The following is an 18,716-nucleotide window of genomic DNA, read 5'->3' as shown; positions in this document are numbered from 1 at the left end:
TCATTTCGAGCCGCTCATCAGTCTTCGCTCATGATCAGTTCACGGGCCGTTCTGCCTGTTCTCTATGGTGTGATCGTGCGCTGCTCCGGCCCCTCCGGTCGAGGGGCCGAGCCGGTCGGATCGTGCGATGTACTGCTCCAGCTCGCTCGCGTCCACGCTCTCGCGTGTCCGGAACGCTCTTCCGAACGCGCGGCGCTTGACCGCGAGCTCGTAGCAGTCGGCTGTGTCGTGGAGCCACGCTCCCCGACCAGGACGGACGGCACGCGGGTCTACCGCGAGGACGTTCGAGTGGAGGACCAGCCTCAGAAGAGAGGCCCGGGGGGCGCGCAGACGGCAGCCGACGCACGTTCTGACGGCTTCCACTCTACTCCCTCCCCTCCGGGACCGCTCCCCCGCACGGCCGATGCTCGGGGATCACTCCCCGTCCATCACCGAATCGGGCTGGATGTCGATCTTCGCGCCGGTCAGCTTGGCGGCGAGGCGGGCGTTCTGGCCCTCCTTGCCGATGGCGAGCGAGAGCTGGTAGTCGGGGACGAGCGCGCGGACGGCCTTGAGGCTCTGGTCGATCACGAACGCGCTGGTCACCTTGGCGGGCGAGAGCGCGCTGGCGACGAAGGTCGGCAAGTCGGAGGAGTAGTCGACGATGTCGATCTTCTCGTTGTTGAGCTCGGCGGTCACCGCGCGCACGCGCTGGCCGAGCTCGCCGATGCAGGCGCCCTTGGCGTTCACGCCGGGCTCGGTCGCGCGCACCGCGATCTTGGTGCGGTGGCCGGCCTCGCGGGCGAGGGAGACGATCTCCACCACGCCGGACGCGATCTCGGGGACCTCGAGGGCGAACAGCTTGCGCACCAGCGACGGGTGGGTGCGGGACACCTGGACCGACGGGCCCTTGGGTCCGCGGCCGACGCTCGTGACGTAGACGCGGATGCGGCGTCCGTGGCTGTAGTCCTCGCCGGGCACCTGCTCCTCGGGCGAGAGGATCGCCTCGATGGAGCCGAGGTCGACGTGGATCATCCGCGGATTGGGGCCCTGCTGGATGACGCCGGCGACGATGTCGCCCTCGCGGCCCTTGAACTCGCCGAGCACGTGCTCGTCGGCGATGTCGCGCAGGCGCTGGTTGATGACCTGCTTCGCGGCGAAGGCGGCGATGCGGCCGAAGTCGCGCGGGGAGTCCTCGGCCTCGCCCACGACGGCGCCCTCCTCGTCGAGCTCGGGCACGAAGACCGAGACGTGACCGGTCTTGCGGTCGAGGTGCACGCGCGCGTCGACGGCGGTGGCCTTGTCGGCGTCGTCGGCCTGGCCGATGTGCTTGAGGTAGGCGGTCAGGATCGCCTGCTCGATGATCTGCACGAGTTCCTCGAAGGGGATCTCGCGCTCGCGCTCCATGAGTCGCAGAACGCTCAGGTCGATGTCCACGGGCGGGCCTTTCTCTCTATTCACTTGGATGCCGCGGTGGTGACCGCGGTCGTTCGCCTGCCGGGCTCTCACCCGGATCAGCCCTCAAGGGTACCCGACGCGGCCCGGGGTTCCACCCGCGGTTCCTGCCGAGGCACGGAGGGCCCCGCCTGCCGCGGGAAGCGGTGGCGGGGCCCTCGGCGTGTCGGGTCTAGGCGCCCAGCCGGGCGAGCGCCTCGGCGACCGGGAGCTGCTCGCGCTCGCCGGACCGGCGGTCCCACAGCTCGACGATCCCGTCTGCCGCTCCTCGCCCCGCGATGACGATCACGGGCACCCCGATCAGCTCGGCGTCGCCGAACTTGACGCCGGGCGAGACCTTCGGGCGGTCGTCGATCAGCACGTCGCGGCCGGCGGCCTCGAGGGAGGCACCGACCGACTCGGCGAGCTCGAGAGCCGCCGCGTCCTTGCCGGTCGCGATGACGTGCACGTCGAACGGCGCGACGTTCGCGGGCCACAGCAGTCCGCGGTCGTCGTGGGTGGCCTCGGCGATGATGGCGAGGATGCGGGTCACGCCGATGCCGTAGGAGCCCATCGTGACGGTGACCAGCTTCCCGTTCTCGTCGAGCACCTTCAGCCCGAGGACGTCGGCGTACTTGCGGCCGAGCTGGAAGACGTGGCCGATCTCCATGCCGCGGGCGGTCTCGATCGGGCCCGAGCCGTCGGGCGCCTCGTCGCCGGTGCGGACGTCCGCGACCTCGACGGTGGCGTCGCCGTGGAAGTCGCGGCCGGCGACCAGGTCGAGGACGTGCTGCCCGGAGACGTTGGCCCCGGTGATCCAGGCGGTGCCGTCGACCACGCGCGGGTCGAGCAGGTAGCGGACGCCGGTCGCCGACTCCTCGCCCAGGACGGCTCCCTCGGCCGACCAGGGTCCGATGTAGCCCTTGACCAGTCCGGGGTGCTTCGCGAAGTCCTCCGCCGTGGCGGCCTCGACCTCGGCCGGGGCGAACGCCACTTCGGCGCGCTTGAGGTCGACGTCGCGGTCGCCGGGCAGCCCTACGATCACGAGCTCGCGGGTGCCGTCGAGCGCGGTGAGCGCGAGGACGACGTTCTTCAGGGTGTCGGCGGCGGTCCAGGCGCGGCCGTCGGGGCGGGGCTGCGTCGCGTTCGCCAGGTCGACCAGGGTCTGGATGGTCGGGGTGTCGGGCGAGTCGAAGACGCGCGCCTCGGGCAGGCCCTCGACGGGCAGCGCCGCGGGGACGGGCGTGCGGTACGCCTCGACGTTCGCCGCGTACCCTCCCGCCGACCGGACGAAGGTGTCCTCGCCGACGGGGGTGGGGTGCAGGAACTCCTCGCTCCGGGAGCCGCCCATCGCTCCGGCGTCGGCCTGCACGATCACGTACTCCAGGCCCAGACGGGCGAAGATCCGCTCGTAGGCGTCGCGCTGGCGCTGGTAGCTCGCGTCGAGGCCGGCGTCGGTGTAGTCGAAGGAGTACGCGTCCTTCATCGTGAACTCGCGGCCGCGCAGGAGGCCCGCGCGGGGCCGCGCCTCGTCCCGGTACTTGTCCTGGATCTGATAGATCGACAGGGGCAGGTCCTTGTAGGAGGAGTAGAGGTCCTTCACGAGCAGCGTGAAGAACTCCTCGTGCGTGGGAGCCAGCATGTAGTCGGCGTCCTTGCGGTCCTTCAGGCGGAACACGCCGTCGCCGTACTCGGTCCAGCGGCCCGAGAGCTCGTAGGGCTCGCGGGGCAGGAGCGCGGGGAAGTGCACCTCCTGGGCGCCGGCGGCCTCCATCTCCTCGTGGATGATCCGCTCGATGCGGCGCTTGACGCGCAGTCCCAGCGGCAGCCAGGCGAAGACGCCGGGCGCCTGACGGCGGATGTAGCCCGCGCGGACGAGGAGGCGGTGGCCCGCGACCTCGGCGTCGGCGGGATCCTCCCGGAGCGTGCGGACGAACAGATGCGAGAGACGGGTGACCACGAGGGACGATCCTATCCGCTGCGCTCCCCCGGCTCGCGAGGGCGCCGGGAGCCTCAGTCGGGGATCCGCGAGAAGACGACCGCTCCGCCCGTGCCGTCCAGCAGCACGTCGTCGGGGGTGCCGCCGATCGTCATCGGGCCGGAGAGGAGCGCCCGGAGCCGGATGGCCTCGGGGCTCGGCGTGTCGGAGCAGGTGTCGGATCCGGTCACCTCGTCGCCGGGGATCAGCACGCCGTCGTCGATCCGGTAGGCGGCGCTGACCACGAGGCAGCCCGTGCCGACGACCAGGGTCGGCGCACCCCCGATGCTCTCGGAGCGGAGGCGGACGCGGGCGTCCTCGACCCAGGCCGTGTACGGGGTCTCCCCCTCGGCCGCGGTCAGCACCCAGCGGTCGCAGCCGAAGGGGTCCTGCGGGCTGCGGCTGTCGATGCACTCGCCGGCCTCGGAGGACGGGCCGCTGCGGAGCGCGGCGACACCGGAGGCGAGGAGCGCGGCGGCGACGACCACGAGCGCGAGGCGCAGTGCGGGGCGGACCACGTCGATCCGCCCCGCGCCGTCAATTCGCGCCGACGGTGACGACCGGGGCTCCGGTCGAGGTGTCGTCGGCCGGCATCTCGGCGGCCAGGCGGTTGGCCTCCTCGATGAGGGTCTGGACGATCTCGGCCTCGGGGACGGTCTTGATGACCTCGCCCTTGACGAAGATCTGGCCCTTGCCGTTGCCGGAGGCGACGCCCAGGTCGGCCTCGCGGGCCTCGCCGGGTCCGTTGACGACGCAGCCCATGACGGCGACGCGCAGCGGGACGCTCATGCCCTCGAGGCCGGCGGTGACGTCGTTGGCGAGCGTGTAGACGTCGACCTGCGCGCGGCCGCAGCTGGGGCAGGAGACGATCTCGAGCTTGCGCTCGCGGAGGTTCAGCGACTGGAGGATCTGCAGGCCGACCTTGACCTCCTGCGCGGGCGGGGCCGAGAGGGACACACGGATGGTGTCGCCGATGCCCTCGCCGAGGAGGATGCCGAAGGCGGTGGCGGACTTGATGGTCCCCTGGAACTCGGGGCCGGCCTCGGTGACGCCGAGGTGGAGGGGCCAGTCGCCGCGCTCGGCGAGCTGGCGGTAGGCCTTCACCATGACGACGGGGTCGTTGTGCTTGACCGAGATCTTGAAGTCGTGGAAGTCGTGCTCCTCGAAGAGGCTGGCCTCCCAGACGGCGCTCTCGACGAGGGCCTCGGGGGTGGGCTTGCCGTACTTCTGCAGGATGCTCGGCTCGAGCGAGCCGGCGTTGACGCCGATGCGGATCGAGACGCCGGCGGCCTTCGCGGCGGCGGCGATCTTGCCGACCTGGTCGTCGAACTTGCGGATGTTGCCGGGGTTCACGCGGACCGCGGCACAGCCGGCGTCGATCGCGGCGTAGACGTAGTTGGGCTGGAAGTGGATGTCGGCGATGACCGGGATCTGGCTCTTCTTGGCGATGATCGGCAGCGCCTCCGCGTCGTCGCGGCTCGGCACCGCGACGCGGACGATGTCGCAGCCGGACGCGGTGAGCTCGGCGATCTGCTGGAGGGTCGCGTTGATGTTCGTCGTCGGTGTGGTGCACATCGACTGGACGCTGACCTGCGCGTCACCGCCCACGAGCACCTTGCCCACCTTGATCTGGCGGGACTTGCGGCGGGGGGCGAGGGTCATGGGGACCTTGGGAAGACCCAGATTCACTGCTGGCACGCGCCCCATCGTACGCGCGCCGCGGTACCCCTCGTCCGCTCGCCGCACCTTCCCAGCCGCCGCCCCTCCTGCGCGCCTCGGAACCCGTCCACCGCACCTGCTCTCAGCCCGAGACCGCACGACGATCCGCGGTCGCCTCGCTCCCGAGCCGAACCGCCGATCCCGTCCCAGCGATTCACCTCAGACGGTCGCAGCCCCGAGGCGAACGGGTGAATCGCATCCCAGCGTTTCGCCCCAGCCGTCCGCACCCCGCTCCACCCACGCCCCCACCCCGAGAAGCCGACCGCGCCACGCCGGGCGAGGCCCGGCGTGGAATCCAACTCAGAACAGCGTGATCGGCTTGACGATGTCGGCGTAGATGAGGAGGGCGCTCATGCCGCCGAGGACGAGGACGACGACGTAGGTGAGCGGGAGCAGGCGGGCGATGTCGACGGGGCCGGGGTCGCGGCGTCCGAAGAGCTTGGCGATCCGGCGGCGCAGGCCCTCCCAGAGGGCACCGGCGATGTGGCCGCCGTCCATGGGGAGCAGCGGCACCAGGTTGAAGACGAGGAGGGCGACGTTGAGCGAGGCGAGGACGCCGACCATCGTCTGCACCTTCGACACGACGGGGAGCTGGTCGGAGGCGGCGATCTCGCCCGCGATCCGGCCCACTCCGACGACGCTGATCGGGCCGTTGGCGTCGCGCGCCTCCGAGCCGAACGCCGCCTGGGCGACGTCGATGAGGCGCTGCGGCAGGTTGAGGATCACATGGGCGACGCTGGTGATGTTCGACCAGACCGTCTCGGGCACCGCGGTGACCGGCTGCTGCGCGAGGGCCGACGTGGGCGAGATGCCGATGAAGCCGACCGTCTGCGTCTCGATCGCACCGGAGGCGTCGGTGACGGGGGCGCCGTTCGCGTCGGTCACCGCGACCTCGTTCTCGGCGGGGGTGATCGTGAGGGTCAGCGGGGCGCCGTCGCGCTGGACGGACACGCTGAGCGGGACGCCCGCGGAGCGCTGGATGATCGGGGTCAGGTCGTTCCAGGTGCTCACCGGAGTGCCGTCGATCGCCGTGATCGTGTCGCCCGGCAGCAGGCCGGCCGCGGCTCCGGGTGCCAGCGGGTCGTCGGCGGTGCAGGTCGCGGTCGCGCGCTGCGACTCCGGGACCACGCACTGCGAGACCGCGGCGAGGGTGCTGGTGCTCTGCGGGATCCCGATGCCGCAGAGGAGGACGGTGAAGAGGACCGTGGCGATCACGAGGTTCATGAAGGGGCCGCCGGCCATGACGACCACGCGCTTCCACACGGGGAGCCGGTAGAACGCGCGATGGTCCTCGCCGTCGCCGATCGTCTCCGCGCTGGCGGCACGGGCCTCGTCGATCATCGTGGCGTAGGCGCCGCGCCGGGGCTCCTCGAGCTGGGCCTCGGAGGACGCCAGGCCGTTGAAGAAGCCTGTGCTCGACTCCGTGGGCCGGTCCCCCGGGTGCTTCGGCGGGTACATGCCGATCATGGCGATGTAGCCGCCGAGCGGGATCGCCTTGACGCCGTACTCCGTCTCGCCGCGTCGCCGGGAGAAGAGGGTCGGCCCGAACCCGATCATGTACTGCGTGACCTTGACCCCGAACAGCTTGGCGGGGAGGAGGTGCCCGACCTCGTGCAGGGCGATGGAGAGGGCGACGCCGACGGCGATGATGACGACGCCGAGGACGAAGAGCAGCACGGATTCCACCGACACACTGTAGGCCGGGCCCGCCCGTCCACGCTGGGGTGCGCCTGCACGGATCCGATGAACTCCGCGGCCGAGCGGATCAGCGGCGCGACGTCCGCCGACACGGATCCGCGGAGACGGAGCCCGTCCGGATGACCCCTGGTCAGACTCCGGCGATCCGCTCGTCCGCCGTGCGGCGCGCCCACTCCTCCGCCGCGGCCAGCGACTCGCGGGTCAGCGTGCCGTCGACGCTGTGCGCGTCGACCACCGCCTCCACCGTCTCGAGGATGTCGAGGTAGCCGATCCGCCCGGCGTGGAACGCCTGCACGGCCTGCTCGTTCGCCGCGTTGAACACGGCCGGGTAGGAGGCGCCCGCCTCCCCGACGCGCTTCGCGAGCCGGACCGAGGGGAACGCCTCCTCGTCCAGCGGCTCGAACGTCCAGGAGTGGGAGCGGGTCCAGTCGAGCGGGACGCCGACCCCGGCGACGCGGTGCGGCCAGTCGAGGCCGAGCGAGATCGGGAGCCGCATGTCCGGCGGCGAGGCCTGGGCGATCGTCGAGCCGTCGACGTACTCGACCATCGAGTGGATCACCGACTGCGGGTGCACGGTGACGTCGATCCGGTCGTAGGGGACGTCGAAGAGCAGGTGCGCCTCGATCACCTCGAGCCCCTTGTTGACCAGGGTGGAGGAGTTGGTCGTGACGACCAGGCCCATGTCCCAGGTCGGGTGCGCGAGCGCCTGCGCCGGGGTGACGTCGCGGAGGGAGGCGCGGTCGCGTCCCCGGAACGGCCCGCCGGACGCGGTCAGCACGAGGCGGCGGACCTCGCGGTGCTCGCCCGCGAGGAGGGCCTGGGCGATCGCGGAGTGCTCGGAGTCGACCGGCACGATCTGGCCGGGACCGGCGAGCGAGGTGACGAGCTCGCCGCCGACGATCAGCGACTCCTTGTTGGCGAGGGCGAGCGTCCTGCCCTCCTCGAGCGCCGCGAGCGTCGGGCCGAGCCCCACCGAGCCGGTGATCCCGTTCAGCACGACGTCCGCGTCGACCGAGCGGATCAGCTGCTCGGCCTCCTCCGCGCCGAACGCCGTGTGCTCGACGCCGAACGCGGACGCCTGCTCGGCGACCGCCGCCCGGTTCGAGCCGGCGGCGAGGCCGACGACCTCGAACCGCTCGCGGTTCGCGCCGATGACGTCGAGAGCCTGCGTGCCGATGGACCCGGTCGAGCCGAGGATGATGACCCTGCGCATCCGCCCATCCTGGCACGGAGCGCCCAGCGCCTCCCGGTCAGCTGATGGCGAGGATGTCGACCACGAAGACGAGGGTGTCGGTCCCGCTGATCCCCGCGTTCTGGTTGCCCTGGTCGCCGTAGCCCTTCGACGGCGGGATGGTGACCAGCACCTGCGAGCCGACGGTCCGGCCGACCACGGCCTCCTTGAAGCCCTCGATCACGTCGCCGGTGCCGAAGGCGGCGGGAGCGGGCTTCCCCCAGCTCTGGTCGAACACCTCGCCGGTGCCCCAGACCACGCCCTGGTACTGCACGATCAGCTGGTCGCCGTCGGCCACGGTCGCGCCGCTCCCCTTCTTGAGGACGGCGAGCTGCAGGTCGGCGGGCGGGTCGGTCGAGGGGATGGTGACGGTGGGCGCCCCGTCCTCGGCGAGCGCCACCGTCGGCAGGCCGTCGACCGGGGGCTGCGGCTCGCCGTCGGCGGCGGTCGGCACGATCTGCTCGACGTCGATCACCATGACGATCGAGTCGGTCGCGGCGATGCCGAACTGGCTCTGCCCGGCGTCGCCGAACGCGTCGGCCGGGGGAACGACGGCGACGACGCGCGAGCCGACGGTCGCGCAGTTGACGGCCTTCACGAGACCGGCGAGGTACTGGTCGGTGTCGACCTCGAAGGCCGCGCGGCCACCGGACGCGTAGCTGCTCGCCGAGAACTCGGCACCGCTCGTCCCGTTGTAGAGCGTGTAGTCGACCAGCACGGTGTCGCCCTCGGCGACCTCCTCGCCGGTGCCCTCGATCGCGACGGAGCGCTCGGTGGCGTCCACGCTGACCGGGCTGGGGAACACGGTGACCGGCTTGGTGGCGAAGTCGCCGCTGGTCTGCACCGCGGCGGTCGCCTCGCCCTCGGTCGCGCAGCCGAGCGGGGTGGCGGAGGCGGACGGCGCTGCATCCGGCTCCCCGGGGGTGCAGGCCGCCAGGCTCAGGGAGGCGCCGAGGACGGCGAGGATCGCGAGGGTTCTGCGCACAGGGGCACCTTTCGTGACCGGCGGCGGCCGGTGGACGTTCGGGGATCGCCTCCATCCTGCACGGCGCGCCTCGCAACGCGCTGGGTGCGGGTCCTCGAACGGTCCCAGGCCTACCATCGGGGCATGCGTGAATTCTCGGTCCCCCAGTCCCGAGAGCTCGTCACCGAGCTCCCCGGCCCGCGCTCCGTCGCCCTCCAGGAGCGCCGCGTCGCCAGCGTCTCCCGCGGCGCCGGGACGCTCGCGAACATCTACATGGACCACGCGTCGGGCGCGGTCCTGGTCGACGTCGACGGCAACCGCCTGATCGACCTCGGCTGCGGCATCGGAGTGACCACCATCGGCCACGCGCACCCCGCGGTCGCCGCGGCGGCCGCCGCGCAGGCCGAGAAGCTGACGCACACCCTCTTCACCGTCACTCCGTACGAGAACTACGTCCGGGTCGCCGAGAAGCTCGCCGAGATCACCCCCGGGGACTTCGAGAAGCACTCGATCCTGGTCAACTCCGGCGCGGAGGCGGTCGAGAACGCCGTCAAGATCGCGCGGAAGTTCACCGGCCGCCGCGCCATCGCGACGCTCGACCACGCCTTCCACGGCCGCACCAACCTCACGATGGCGATGACCTACCGCCCCTGGCCGGAGCGCGCGGGCATGGGCCCCTTCCCAGGAGAGATCTACAGCCTCCCGATCAGCTACCCGTTCCGCGACCCCGAGGGCATGACGGGCGAGGAGGCGGCCGAGCGCACCATCGACTACATCACCACCCACATCGGCGCGCAGGAGCTGGCCGCGCTCTTCGTCGAGCCGATCCAGGGCGACGGCGGCATCATCATCCCGGCGCCGGGCTACTTCCGCCGCCTGTCCGAGTTCTGCACCGAGAACGGCATCGTCTTCGTCGCGGACGAGATCCAGGCCGGCATCGCCCGCACCGGCACCTGGTACTCCATCGAGCACCACGGCGTGGTCCCGGACCTCATCACGACGGCCAAGGGCATCGCCGGCGGCTTCCCGCTCGCCGCCGTCACCGGCCGCGCCGAGATCATGGACGCCGTGCAGCCCGGCGGCATCGGCGGCACGTTCGGCGGCAACCCCGTCTCCACCGCCGCGGCGCTCGCGACGTTCGAGGCGATCGAGTCCGAGGGCCTGCTGGAGGAGGCGCAGCGGGTCGAGCGCCTGCTGCAGGCGCGGATCGGCGACTGGGCCGAGCGCTTCGCGGTCGTGGGCGAGGTCCGCGGCAAGGGCGCGATGTGGGGCGTCGAGCTCGTCCACCCGGGCACGAAGAAGCAGTACCCGGAGGCGCTCACCGCGATCCTGAAGCATGCCACCACGAACGGCGTGATCGTCCTCGACGCGGGCAGCTGGGACAGCGTGCTGCGGATCATGCCGAGCGTGGTCATCAGCGAGGAGCTCATCGACGACGCCGCGACGGTCATCGAGGAGGCGCTCGCCCAGTTCGGCTGATCCGCCGCATGACCGGAGCGGCATGGACGCCCCGGTAGCTTCGTCGGAATGCGGATCGACGACGACCACGAGAGGCCGACTCCCCCGGGGATCGGCCTCTCCGCGCGTCTGGCGCGCCTGTCCATCGGCGGCGTCGGCCGGCTGGTCTACCGGCCGATCGTGGAGGGGCGCGACAACGTCCCGGCCGAGGGACGCGTGATCCTGGCGGCCAACCACCTCTCGTTCATCGACTCCCCGGTGCTGACGCTGCTCGCCCCGCGGCCGGTGCAGTTCCTGGCCAAGTCGGACTACTTCACGGGGACCGGCGTGCGGGGCGCCCTCTCGCGCGCGTTCTTCACGAGCGTCGGAGCCGTCGCGGTCGAGCGCGGCGCCGGCCAGGCCGCTCAGGAGGCGCTGGACCTCGGCCGGGCGATCCTCGAGCGGGACGAGGCGTTCGCCGTCTACCCCGAGGGCACCCGCTCCCGCGACGGGCGCCTCTACAAGGGCCGCACCGGAGTGGCATGGCTCGCCCTCACCACGGGCGCGCCGGTGGTCCCCGTCGGCATGATCGGCACGCAGGAGCTCCAGCCGGTGGGCACGAGGGTGCCGCGCCTGCACCGGATCACGGTCCGCTTCGGGGCTCCGCTGGACCTCTCGCGGCACGGCTCCGCCGACTCCGGCCGCGCCCGACGCCACGCCACCGACGAGGTGATGGCGGCCGTCCACGCGCTCTCCGGGCAGGAGCTCGCCGGTGCGTACAACGAGTCGCCGCCGACGACCACGGTCGAGCGCATCCGCCGGGCGCTCCCGCACGAGCGCCGCTGAGCCTCAGCGCGCGGACGCCTCCGGCTCGTGGGCGACGGGGAAGTTCACCGAGTTCGCGATGAAGCAGAGCCGGGAGGCCTCGGCGTGCAGCGTCTGGGCGATCGCCACCATCGACTCCTCGGCGACAGTGACGCGGGGCCGGAGGGTCACCGAGGTGAAGCGGCCGCTCTCCCCCTCCTGCAGCATCGAGCCCACCGCGTCGTCCGTGTAGCCGGTGACGACGACTCCGTTCTTGACCGCCACGTGCAGGTAGGAGAGGAGGTGGCACTGCGCGAGCGCCGCGAGGAGCAGCTGCTCCGGGTTCCAGCGGTCGGCGTCGCCCCGGAAGGGCGTGTCGGCCGAGGCGAGGATGGGCGCCGGGCCCTCCGCCGTGACGGTCAGCTGGCGCCCGTACTCGCGGTAGCCGCTCGTGCCGGTGCCCCGGTCGCCCTCCCAGACGACGGACACCGCGTACTCGTGCTCGGACTTCATCGGGCTCCTCCTCGACGGCGGTGGATCAGGCCGGTCGCGCCGGTCTGGACCTCTGGACGCGGAACCCCCGCGGGTAGACTCCGAGGACCATGACAGACACGCTCGCCCCCCAGGTTCCCACGTCCGCAGTCCCCCAGGAGCGGCGCGTCGCGACCGAGATCCCCGGGCCGCGATCCCGGGCCCTGCATGAGCGCCGCCTCGCCGTCGTGCCCACCGGCGTCGGCACCGCGCTCCCCGTCTACATCGACCGCGCGCACGGCGCGATCCTGGTCGACGTCGACGGCAACAGCTTCATCGACCTCGGCGCCGGCATCGGCGTGACGACGATCGGGCACACCGACGACTGCGTCGTCGCGGCCGCCGCGGAGCAGCTCGCGCGCCTCACGCACACCCTCTTCACCGTCACTCCGTACGAGCCCTACATCCGAGTCGCGGAGCTGCTGGCCCAGCACACCCCCGGCGGCTTCGCCAAGAAGACCGTCCTGGTCAACTCCGGCGCCGAGGCGGTCGAGAACGCCGTCAAGATCGCGCGCAAGCACACCGGCCGCCCGGGCGTCGCGGTGCTCGACCACGCGTACCACGGACGCACGAACCTCACGATGGCCATGAACTTCAAGGCGCTGCCCTACGGCCTGGGCTTCGGACCCTTCGCCAGCGACGTCCACCGTGCGCCGAGCTCGTACCCGTACCACGACGGCCTGTCGGGAGCCGAGGCCGCCCAGCGCGCGATCTCGTACCTCGAGAAGACCGTCGGCGCGTCCGCCCTGGCCTGCCTCGTCGCCGAGCCCATCCAGGGCGAGGGCGGCTTCATGGTCCCCGCCGACGGCTTCCTCCCGGCACTGCAGGAGTGGTGCACGGCCAACGGCATCGTCTTCGTCGCCGACGAGATCCAGTCGGGCATGGCCCGCACCGGCGCCTGGTTCGCCAGCGAGCACCTCGGCCTCGTCCCCGACCTCGTCCTCTCGGCCAAGGGCATCGCCGGCGGCCTGCCGCTCGCGGGCGTGACGGGCCGCGCCGAGATCATGGACTCGGCGCAGGCCGGCGGACTGGGCGGCACCTTCGGCGGGAACCCCGTCGCCGCCGCCGCCGCCGTCGCGGTCTTCGAGCGCATCGAGCGCGAGGGCCTCCTCGCCGAGGCCGACCGGATCGGCGCACGCCTGGGCGCGGCGCTGCGAGGCCTGCAGGAGCGCTACGACATCATCGGCGACGTCCGCGGCATCGGCGCGATGATGGCGATGGAGCTCGTGCAGCCCGGCACCGCCGGCACCACGAAGGAGCCGAACGCCGTCGCGGTCCAGGCGATCATCGACTACGCCGCCCAGCACGGGGTCCTCGTGCTGAGCGCCGGCACCTACGGCAACGTGGTCCGCTTCCTGCCGAGCCTCGCCCTCACCGACGAGCTGCTCGACGACGCCGTGTCGGTCATCGCTGACGCGTTCGCCACCCTCTAAGCGCGATCCTCCGAAGGCCACCGCGGGCGCCGAGGCGCTCCCCGGTGGCTTTCGGCGTCTCCGGGAGCGCGGGACCGGTCGGCGCATCGGGCAGGATGGGGGGATGCCAGCAGGAACCTTCACCGTCGCCGAGTCCGTCGAGCTGGCCGTCGTCGAGCGATCCGGGTTCGTCGAGTCGCGCCACGCCGGCTCCGCCGTCCTCCTCGACTCCGAGGGCCGCGTCGCCCGCAGCCTCGGCACCCCGACGGCTCCCGTCTTCCCCCGCTCCTGCCTCAAGCCGTTCCAGGCCCTCGCGGTGATGACCGCCGGAGTCGAGCTGAACGGCGCGGAGGCGGTCATCGCCACCGCGAGCCACGCCGGCATCCCCCAGCACGTGGCGCTGGTGCAGAACCTGCTCTTCCGCGCCGGCCTGGACCACACCGCCCTGCAGTGCCCGGCCGACTGGCCCGGCGACTCCGGGACCCGCGCTCAGCTGCTGCGGGCGGGCGCGACTCCGGACCCGCTCTACATGAACTGCTCGGGCAAGCACGCGGCGATGCTGCTGGCCTGCGTGCAGAACGGCTGGAGCACCGAGGACTACCTCGAGCGGACGCACCCGCTGCAGCAGCACATCGTCGACACGATCGAGCGCCTCACCGGCGAGCGCGTCGTGGCCTCGGGGATCGACGGCTGCGGAGCTCCCGTGCACGCCCTTCCTCTGACCGCGCTGGCGAAGGGCGTCTCGCGGATCGTGTCCTCCTCCCCCGCCTCACCGTTCGGCCTCTACCGCCAGGCCGGCGTCCTCACGGCCGCGATCCTCGAGAACGCGTGGGCGATCGACGGCCCGGGCCGGGACAACACCGTCGTGATCGAGCGCTTGGGCCTGGTCGCCAAGCTCGGCGCCGAGGGCGTGCTCGTGATGGCCTCGCCCGACGGCACCACCGTCGCCCTGAAGATCCTCGACGGGAGCCTCCGCGCCGCGACCGTGGTCGCACTGAAGCTCCTGGTCGAGGCGGACGCGGTGGACCGGACCGCGGCGAACGACGTGCTGGTGCGGCTGAACCCGGTCGTGTCGGGCGGCGGGCGCCCGGTCGGCGCGATCCGCGCCTCCTACGTCTGACCGCACGTCCCGGCACGCCCTGAGCTACTGCTCGCGCGCGAGGCGCTTCGCCCGGGCCGCCGCGGAGACCTGCGTGATCACCACCACGAGGATCGCGAGGACGAACACCGCCGATGCGATGACGTTCGCCTCCGCCGGGATGCCGCGCGCCGCCGCGATGTAGATGTACTTCGGGAACGTGGTGACCGATCCGGAGTTGAAGTTCGTGATGATGAAGTCGTCGAAGCTCAGCGCGAACGAGAGCAGCGCCGCGGCGAGGATGCCGGGCAGCAGCAGCGGGAAGGTGATCCGCCAGAAGACCTGGTTCGGCGACGCGTAGAGGTCGCGTCCCGCCTCCTCCAGCTTCGGGTCCAGGCTCGCCACCCGCGCCTTCACGGTGACCACGACGAAGCTGATGCAGAACATCGTGTGCGCCAGCACGATCGTGACCAGCCCCTTCTCGGCGCCCACGCTGAGGAACTGCGCGGCGAGGCCGGCTCCGAGCACCACCTCCGGAGTCGCCATGGGGAGGAACAGCAGCAGGCTGATCGCCGACCGGAACCGGAAGCGGAACCGCACGAGCGCGATGGCGATCATGGTGCCGAGCGCAGTGGCCAGCACGGTGGCGATCACACCGACCAGCAGGCTGTTCCCGAAGGCGGTCATCACCTCCTCGCTGGTCCAGGCCGACACCCACTTGTCGAGGGTGAACCCGCGCCAGGCGAGGTTGCTCTTCCCCGAGTCGTTGAAGGAGAAGACGAAGGTGTACCCGATAGGGATGAGCAGGAAGAGCAGCGCCAGCGCCGTGTAGACGCCGAGCCCGAGGCCCCGGAAGCGGCGGCGGCCCCGGATCGGGGCGGGGGGCGGCGCGCCGAGCGCCTCCTGGGCGCTCGCGAGCGGACGGTCGGCCGTCGCGGTCACAGGAGGTCCTCCGTTCCACTGCGCTTCACGTAGAAGCCGACGATGACCAGGATCACGGCCATCAGCACGATCGAGAGCGCGGCGGCCGCCGGGTAGTTCTCGAGCGTGAGGAAGTTCGCCTCGATCGCGTTGCCCACCATCGAGGTCTGCGACGAGCCGAGGAAGTCCCGGCTCGCGTTGATGTAGTCGCCCGCCGCGGGGATGAACGTCAGCAGCGTGCCGGAGACGATGCCCGGCATCGACAGGGGGACGGTCACGCTCCAGAACACGGAGGCGGGGTGCGCGTAGAGATCCGACCCTGCCTCCAGGAAGCGCACGTCGAGGCGCTCGAGCGTCGTGTACAGCGGCAGCGTCATGAACGGGATGAAGTTGTAGGTGATGCCGAAGATCACGGCGATCGGCGTCCCCGTGAGGTGGCCGTCGCTCGGCAGGACCGCCACGGCCTTGAGCGCCTGCACGAGCGGGCTCTCGTCCGCGAGGATCTGCTTCCACGCCAGCGTCCGGAGCAGGAAGCTGATGAAGAAGGGCGCGATCACCAGCGTGAGGAGCAGGTTCTGCAGCAGCGGCCAGGGCCGCGCCTTCACTCCGATGAAGTAGGCCAGCGGGTAGCTGATCACCAGCGCGAGCACCGTCGCGATCAGCGCGTAGCCGAAGGAGCGGAGCACGTGCGGCCAGTAGTCGCCCATCACCACGAGGTAGTTCTGCCAGGCGAACCCGGGGGCGTACTCGCCGATGTCCCCGTCCGGCACCTCGGCCTGGAAGGACGTGAGCACGAGCGAGATCAGCGGCGCCAGGAAGAACAGCAGCATGTAGGCGATGCCCGGCAGCAGCAGGACGAGCGCGACCGTCGACCGCCGGCGGACCGGAGCGTCCTGAGGATCCGCCTGCCCCGTGGCGAAGGCGGCGAAGGCCATGCCTACGCTCCCCCACTGCGACCGGCCAGGAGCCCCCGGCGCTGCACGGCGATGGCGCTGGTGGAGTCGTCCGCCTCGAAGCGCGGGACCGAGCCCGGTTCGTCCGCGAGTCCGAAGCCGTGCTCGGTGCTGAAGCCGACCCACACCTCCGCTCCCTCGCCGACGACCGGCCCGAAGACCATGTTCTGCGCGAAGACGACCACCGGGCCCAGGCCCGGCATCCGGATCGTGTACTGGGTGCTGACCCCGCTGAAGGAGACGTCGACCACTCGGCCGGGCCCGAGCACGTTCCGGCCGGAGTCCGCCGGCGGCTCCTGCGTCAGCAGCAGGAGCTTCTCGGGGCGGACGCCGACCGTGATCTCCCCGCTCGTGCGGGCGCAGCGGGCGACGGGCACGACGATCCGGTGCCCGCCCGCGTCGACGGTGAGTGCGCGGTCGGTGCTGCCGACCACCTCACCCGTGAAGAGGTTGGACTGGCCGAGGAAGTTCGCGACGAACGCGGTGCGCGGGAGCTCGTAGAGCTCCTCCGGCGCGCCCATCTGCTCGATCCTGCCCTTGTTCATCACCGCGACGGTGTCGGCCATCGTCATGGCCTCCTCCTGGTCGTGCGTGACGTGGAGGAAGGTGAGGCCCACCTCCTCCTGGATCGACTTGAGCTCCAGCTGCATCTGCCGGCGGAGCTTGAGGTCGAGGGCGCCGAGCGGCTCGTCGAGCAGGAGCAGGGCGGGCCGGTTGACGAGGGCGCGCGCGAGGGCGACCCGCTGCTGCTGACCACCGGAGAGCTGCGCGGGGCGGCGCTGGGCGAGGTGGTCGAGCTCGACCAGACGGAGCGCCTCGTGCGCCTTGCCGACGGGGTCGGCGATCCTCCGCCGCTTCAGGCCGAAGGCGACGTTCTCGAGGATCGACATGTGCGGGAACAGCGCGTAGGACTGGAACACGGTGTTGACGGGCCGCCGGTACGTCTTCGTCTCGGTGACGTCCCGCCCGCCGATGAGGATCCGGCCGGCGGAGGGCTCCTCGAGCCCGGCGACCAGGCGCAACGTCGTCGTCTTGCCGCAGCCCGAGGGGCCCAGCAGGGCGAAGAAGGAGCCCGCCGGGATGGTGAGGTCCAGGGAGTCGATGGCCGTGAAGCCCGGGTACTGCTTGCTGATCCCGACCAGCTGGAGGTCGGCGCCGCTCTCGGCGAAGGTCCCGATCGCCATCAGATGCCCAGGAGCACCTTCTGGAACTCGGCCTGGTACTCCTTCTCCTCCGCGGCGGTCAGGGTCCGGAACACGTGCGCCTGCGCGAGCGTGTCCTCGTCGGGGAAGATCAGCTGGTTCTCGGCCAGCTCCGGATCGATGCTCTCCATGACGTCCTTCGCTCCATCCACGGGGGTGATGTAGTTGACCCAGGCGGCCACCTCGGCGGCGACCTCGGGCTCGTAGTAGTAGTTCATCAGGGCCTCGGCGTTGGCCTTGCGCTCGGAGCCCATCGGGACCACGAAGGTGTCGTTCCAGAGCGCGCCGCCCGAGTCGGGGAAGGCGAACTCCCACTTGTCGCCGGCCTCGGCGTTGATCAGGGTGATGTCGCCGGACCAGCAGATCGCCGCGAGGGTGTCCTCGTTCTGCAGGTCGTTGAGGTACGCGTTCCCCTTGATGTTGCGGATCTGTCCGGCGTCGACCTGCTCGCGGAAGACGTCGATCGCGTTCATGTACTCGTCGTCGCCCCAGGAGCCGGCGATGTCCGTCCCCTGAGCGAGCATGATGAGCCCGATCGTGTCGCGCATCTCGCTCAGCACGCCGACGCGGCCGCGGAGCGACAGATCCCACAGCTCCTCGATGCTCGAGAGGCCCTTCGGCAGCTTCTCCCTGTTCCAGCAGATGCCCGAGAACCCCGCCTGGTACGGGAGGGAGAGCCGGCGGCCCGGATCGAAGTCGGGGTTCGCCAGCGAGGGCGTGAGGTTGGCGATGTTCGGGATGTTCGCGTGGTCGAGCTCCTGCACGTAGCCGCGGCGGACCAGGCGCGAGACCATCCACTCCGTCAGGCAGACCGTGTCGGCGCCGATGTACTGCCCGAGCGCGAGCTGATCCTTCACCTTGCCGTAGTACGAGTTGTTGTCGTCGACGGCGACGTTGTAGGTCACCGCGATGCCCGTCTGCTCCTCGAAGCCCTGGAGCGTGGGGTGGTTCCCGTCGTCGTCCTCGTCCATGTAGGCGGGCCAGTTGTCCCACACCAGGCGCGGGTCGCCGGCCGATCCGTCGGCGGCGGCGGTCGGAGCGGCACGGGTCTGCGGGGCGCAGGCGGCCAGGGCGAGGGCACCCGCTCCGAGGCCGATCCCGCCGAGGACCGCCCGACGCGAGAGGACCGCCCGGCGCTCGCGCTCGTGCGAGCGTGCCGCGGCGACGGCCCGGCGGAGGACGGGATCCCTCGGGAGGGGACGGGTCATGGCGGGGGCTCCTGACTGCGTCGGGGCTCGTGCCTCGGGGGCCGAACGTGGGGAAATACTGGCACAGCGCTCATCCGCCTGTCACGGCGAACGGAGGAGAACGCTCATCCGGAAACATGATCGTCACGAATTCCGCACCCGGAGGCCGTGTCGACCGCCGATTCGGT

General features: G+C 71.5%; 17 protein-coding genes. 4 read left to right on the top strand and 13 right to left on the bottom strand.

Going from position 1 to position 18,716, the window contains the following annotated elements:
* Nucleotides 1–39: 39 nt before the first annotated feature.
* From C5D09_RS01985 to C5D09_RS01950, 8 genes are all read right to left on the bottom strand, one after another.
* Nucleotides 40–363, bottom strand: a complete 324-nt coding sequence (locus C5D09_RS01985) for a YlxR family protein (RefSeq protein ID WP_104225593.1) — start codon at nucleotides 361–363, stop codon at nucleotides 40–42.
* 51 nt (nucleotides 364–414) lie between these two features.
* Nucleotides 415–1,416, bottom strand: a complete 1,002-nt coding sequence (nusA, locus tag C5D09_RS01980) for a transcription termination factor NusA (RefSeq protein WP_104225180.1) — start codon at nucleotides 1,414–1,416, stop codon at nucleotides 415–417.
* A gap of 190 nt (nucleotides 1,417–1,606) precedes the next feature.
* Entirely contained in the window at nucleotides 1,607–3,373 is a 1,767-nt protein-coding gene (locus C5D09_RS01975; RefSeq protein ID WP_104225179.1) for a proline--tRNA ligase, read from the bottom strand.
* A 53-nt stretch (nucleotides 3,374–3,426) separates the two neighbouring features.
* Nucleotides 3,427–3,909, bottom strand: coding sequence for a hypothetical protein (locus tag C5D09_RS01970; protein ID WP_104268491.1), 483 nt, complete (start codon nucleotides 3,907–3,909; stop codon nucleotides 3,427–3,429).
* Nucleotides 3,910–3,928: 19 nt separating this feature from the next.
* Entirely contained in the window at nucleotides 3,929–5,089 is a 1,161-nt protein-coding gene (gene ispG / locus C5D09_RS01965; RefSeq protein ID WP_173244694.1) for a flavodoxin-dependent (E)-4-hydroxy-3-methylbut-2-enyl-diphosphate synthase, read from the bottom strand.
* A gap of 321 nt (nucleotides 5,090–5,410) precedes the next feature.
* Nucleotides 5,411–6,796 (bottom strand): RIP metalloprotease, encoded by a 1,386-nt coding sequence (locus tag C5D09_RS01960; RefSeq protein ID WP_258065747.1) that lies wholly within the window; start codon nucleotides 6,794–6,796, stop codon nucleotides 5,411–5,413.
* Between the two features lie 142 nt (nucleotides 6,797–6,938).
* Nucleotides 6,939–8,021, bottom strand: a complete 1,083-nt coding sequence (gene dxr, locus C5D09_RS01955; RefSeq protein ID WP_104223045.1) for a 1-deoxy-D-xylulose-5-phosphate reductoisomerase — start codon at nucleotides 8,019–8,021, stop codon at nucleotides 6,939–6,941.
* Between the two features lie 37 nt (nucleotides 8,022–8,058).
* The gene (locus tag C5D09_RS01950) at nucleotides 8,059–9,024 is read right to left on the bottom strand and encodes an FKBP-type peptidyl-prolyl cis-trans isomerase (protein ID WP_181134996.1); all 966 of its coding nucleotides are present in this window, start codon (nucleotides 9,022–9,024) and stop codon (nucleotides 8,059–8,061) included.
* Between the two features lie 123 nt (nucleotides 9,025–9,147).
* On the opposite strand from C5D09_RS01950, the gene C5D09_RS01945 reads away from it, so the two are divergent.
* Both C5D09_RS01945 and C5D09_RS01940 read left to right on the top strand, forming a co-directional pair.
* Nucleotides 9,148–10,482, top strand: a complete 1,335-nt coding sequence (locus tag C5D09_RS01945) for an aminotransferase class III-fold pyridoxal phosphate-dependent enzyme (protein WP_104223043.1) — start codon at nucleotides 9,148–9,150, stop codon at nucleotides 10,480–10,482.
* A 48-nt stretch (nucleotides 10,483–10,530) separates the two neighbouring features.
* Complete coding sequence (locus tag C5D09_RS01940; RefSeq protein ID WP_104223042.1) at nucleotides 10,531–11,286, top strand: 1-acyl-sn-glycerol-3-phosphate acyltransferase; 756 nt, start codon at nucleotides 10,531–10,533, stop codon at nucleotides 11,284–11,286.
* A gap of 3 nt (nucleotides 11,287–11,289) precedes the next feature.
* On the opposite strand, the gene C5D09_RS01935 is transcribed toward C5D09_RS01940, so the two are convergent.
* Complete coding sequence (locus tag C5D09_RS01935) at nucleotides 11,290–11,757, bottom strand: OsmC family protein (protein WP_104223041.1); 468 nt, start codon at nucleotides 11,755–11,757, stop codon at nucleotides 11,290–11,292.
* A gap of 89 nt (nucleotides 11,758–11,846) precedes the next feature.
* Here C5D09_RS01935 and gabT point away from each other — a divergent pair, with 89 nt between their 5' ends.
* Together gabT and C5D09_RS01925 are read left to right on the top strand one after the other, a co-directional pair.
* On the top strand, nucleotides 11,847–13,208 hold the full coding sequence (gabT, locus tag C5D09_RS01930) for a 4-aminobutyrate--2-oxoglutarate transaminase (protein ID WP_104268488.1): 1,362 nt from the start codon (nucleotides 11,847–11,849) through the stop codon (nucleotides 13,206–13,208).
* Nucleotides 13,209–13,311: 103 nt separating this feature from the next.
* Nucleotides 13,312–14,307 carry an asparaginase gene (locus C5D09_RS01925; RefSeq protein ID WP_104223039.1) on the top strand — a complete coding sequence of 332 codons (996 nt, stop codon included), beginning with the start codon at nucleotides 13,312–13,314 and terminating at the stop codon, nucleotides 14,305–14,307.
* Between the two features lie 24 nt (nucleotides 14,308–14,331).
* Here the strand turns inward: C5D09_RS01925 and C5D09_RS01920 are convergent, their stop codons facing one another.
* The 4 genes from C5D09_RS01920 to C5D09_RS01905 all read right to left on the bottom strand — a co-directional run bounded on the left by C5D09_RS01920 (nucleotide 14,332) and on the right by C5D09_RS01905 (nucleotide 18,549).
* Nucleotides 14,332–15,138: an ABC transporter permease gene (locus C5D09_RS01920; protein WP_181027101.1), complete on the bottom strand. Its 807-nt coding sequence runs from the start codon at nucleotides 15,136–15,138 to the stop codon at nucleotides 14,332–14,334.
* A gap of 65 nt (nucleotides 15,139–15,203) precedes the next feature.
* Entirely contained in the window at nucleotides 15,204–16,121 is a 918-nt protein-coding gene (locus C5D09_RS01915; RefSeq protein ID WP_104260097.1) for an ABC transporter permease, read from the bottom strand.
* A 2-nt stretch (nucleotides 16,122–16,123) separates the two neighbouring features.
* Nucleotides 16,124–17,323, bottom strand: coding sequence for an ABC transporter ATP-binding protein (locus C5D09_RS01910; protein WP_104268487.1), 1,200 nt, complete (start codon nucleotides 17,321–17,323; stop codon nucleotides 16,124–16,126).
* Nucleotides 17,323–18,549 (bottom strand): PotD/PotF family extracellular solute-binding protein, encoded by a 1,227-nt coding sequence (locus C5D09_RS01905; RefSeq protein ID WP_104268486.1) that lies wholly within the window; start codon nucleotides 18,547–18,549, stop codon nucleotides 17,323–17,325. The genes C5D09_RS01910 and C5D09_RS01905 overlap by 1 nt, the downstream gene beginning before the upstream one ends.
* Nucleotides 18,550–18,716 lie beyond the last annotated feature (167 nt).

The organism is Rathayibacter sp. AY1C9 (assembly GCF_002932315.1).
GTDB lineage: Bacteria > Actinomycetota > Actinomycetes > Actinomycetales > Microbacteriaceae > Rathayibacter.
Note: the sequence above shows the minus strand (reverse complement) of the source record. Positions and strands in the feature narration are given on the sequence as shown.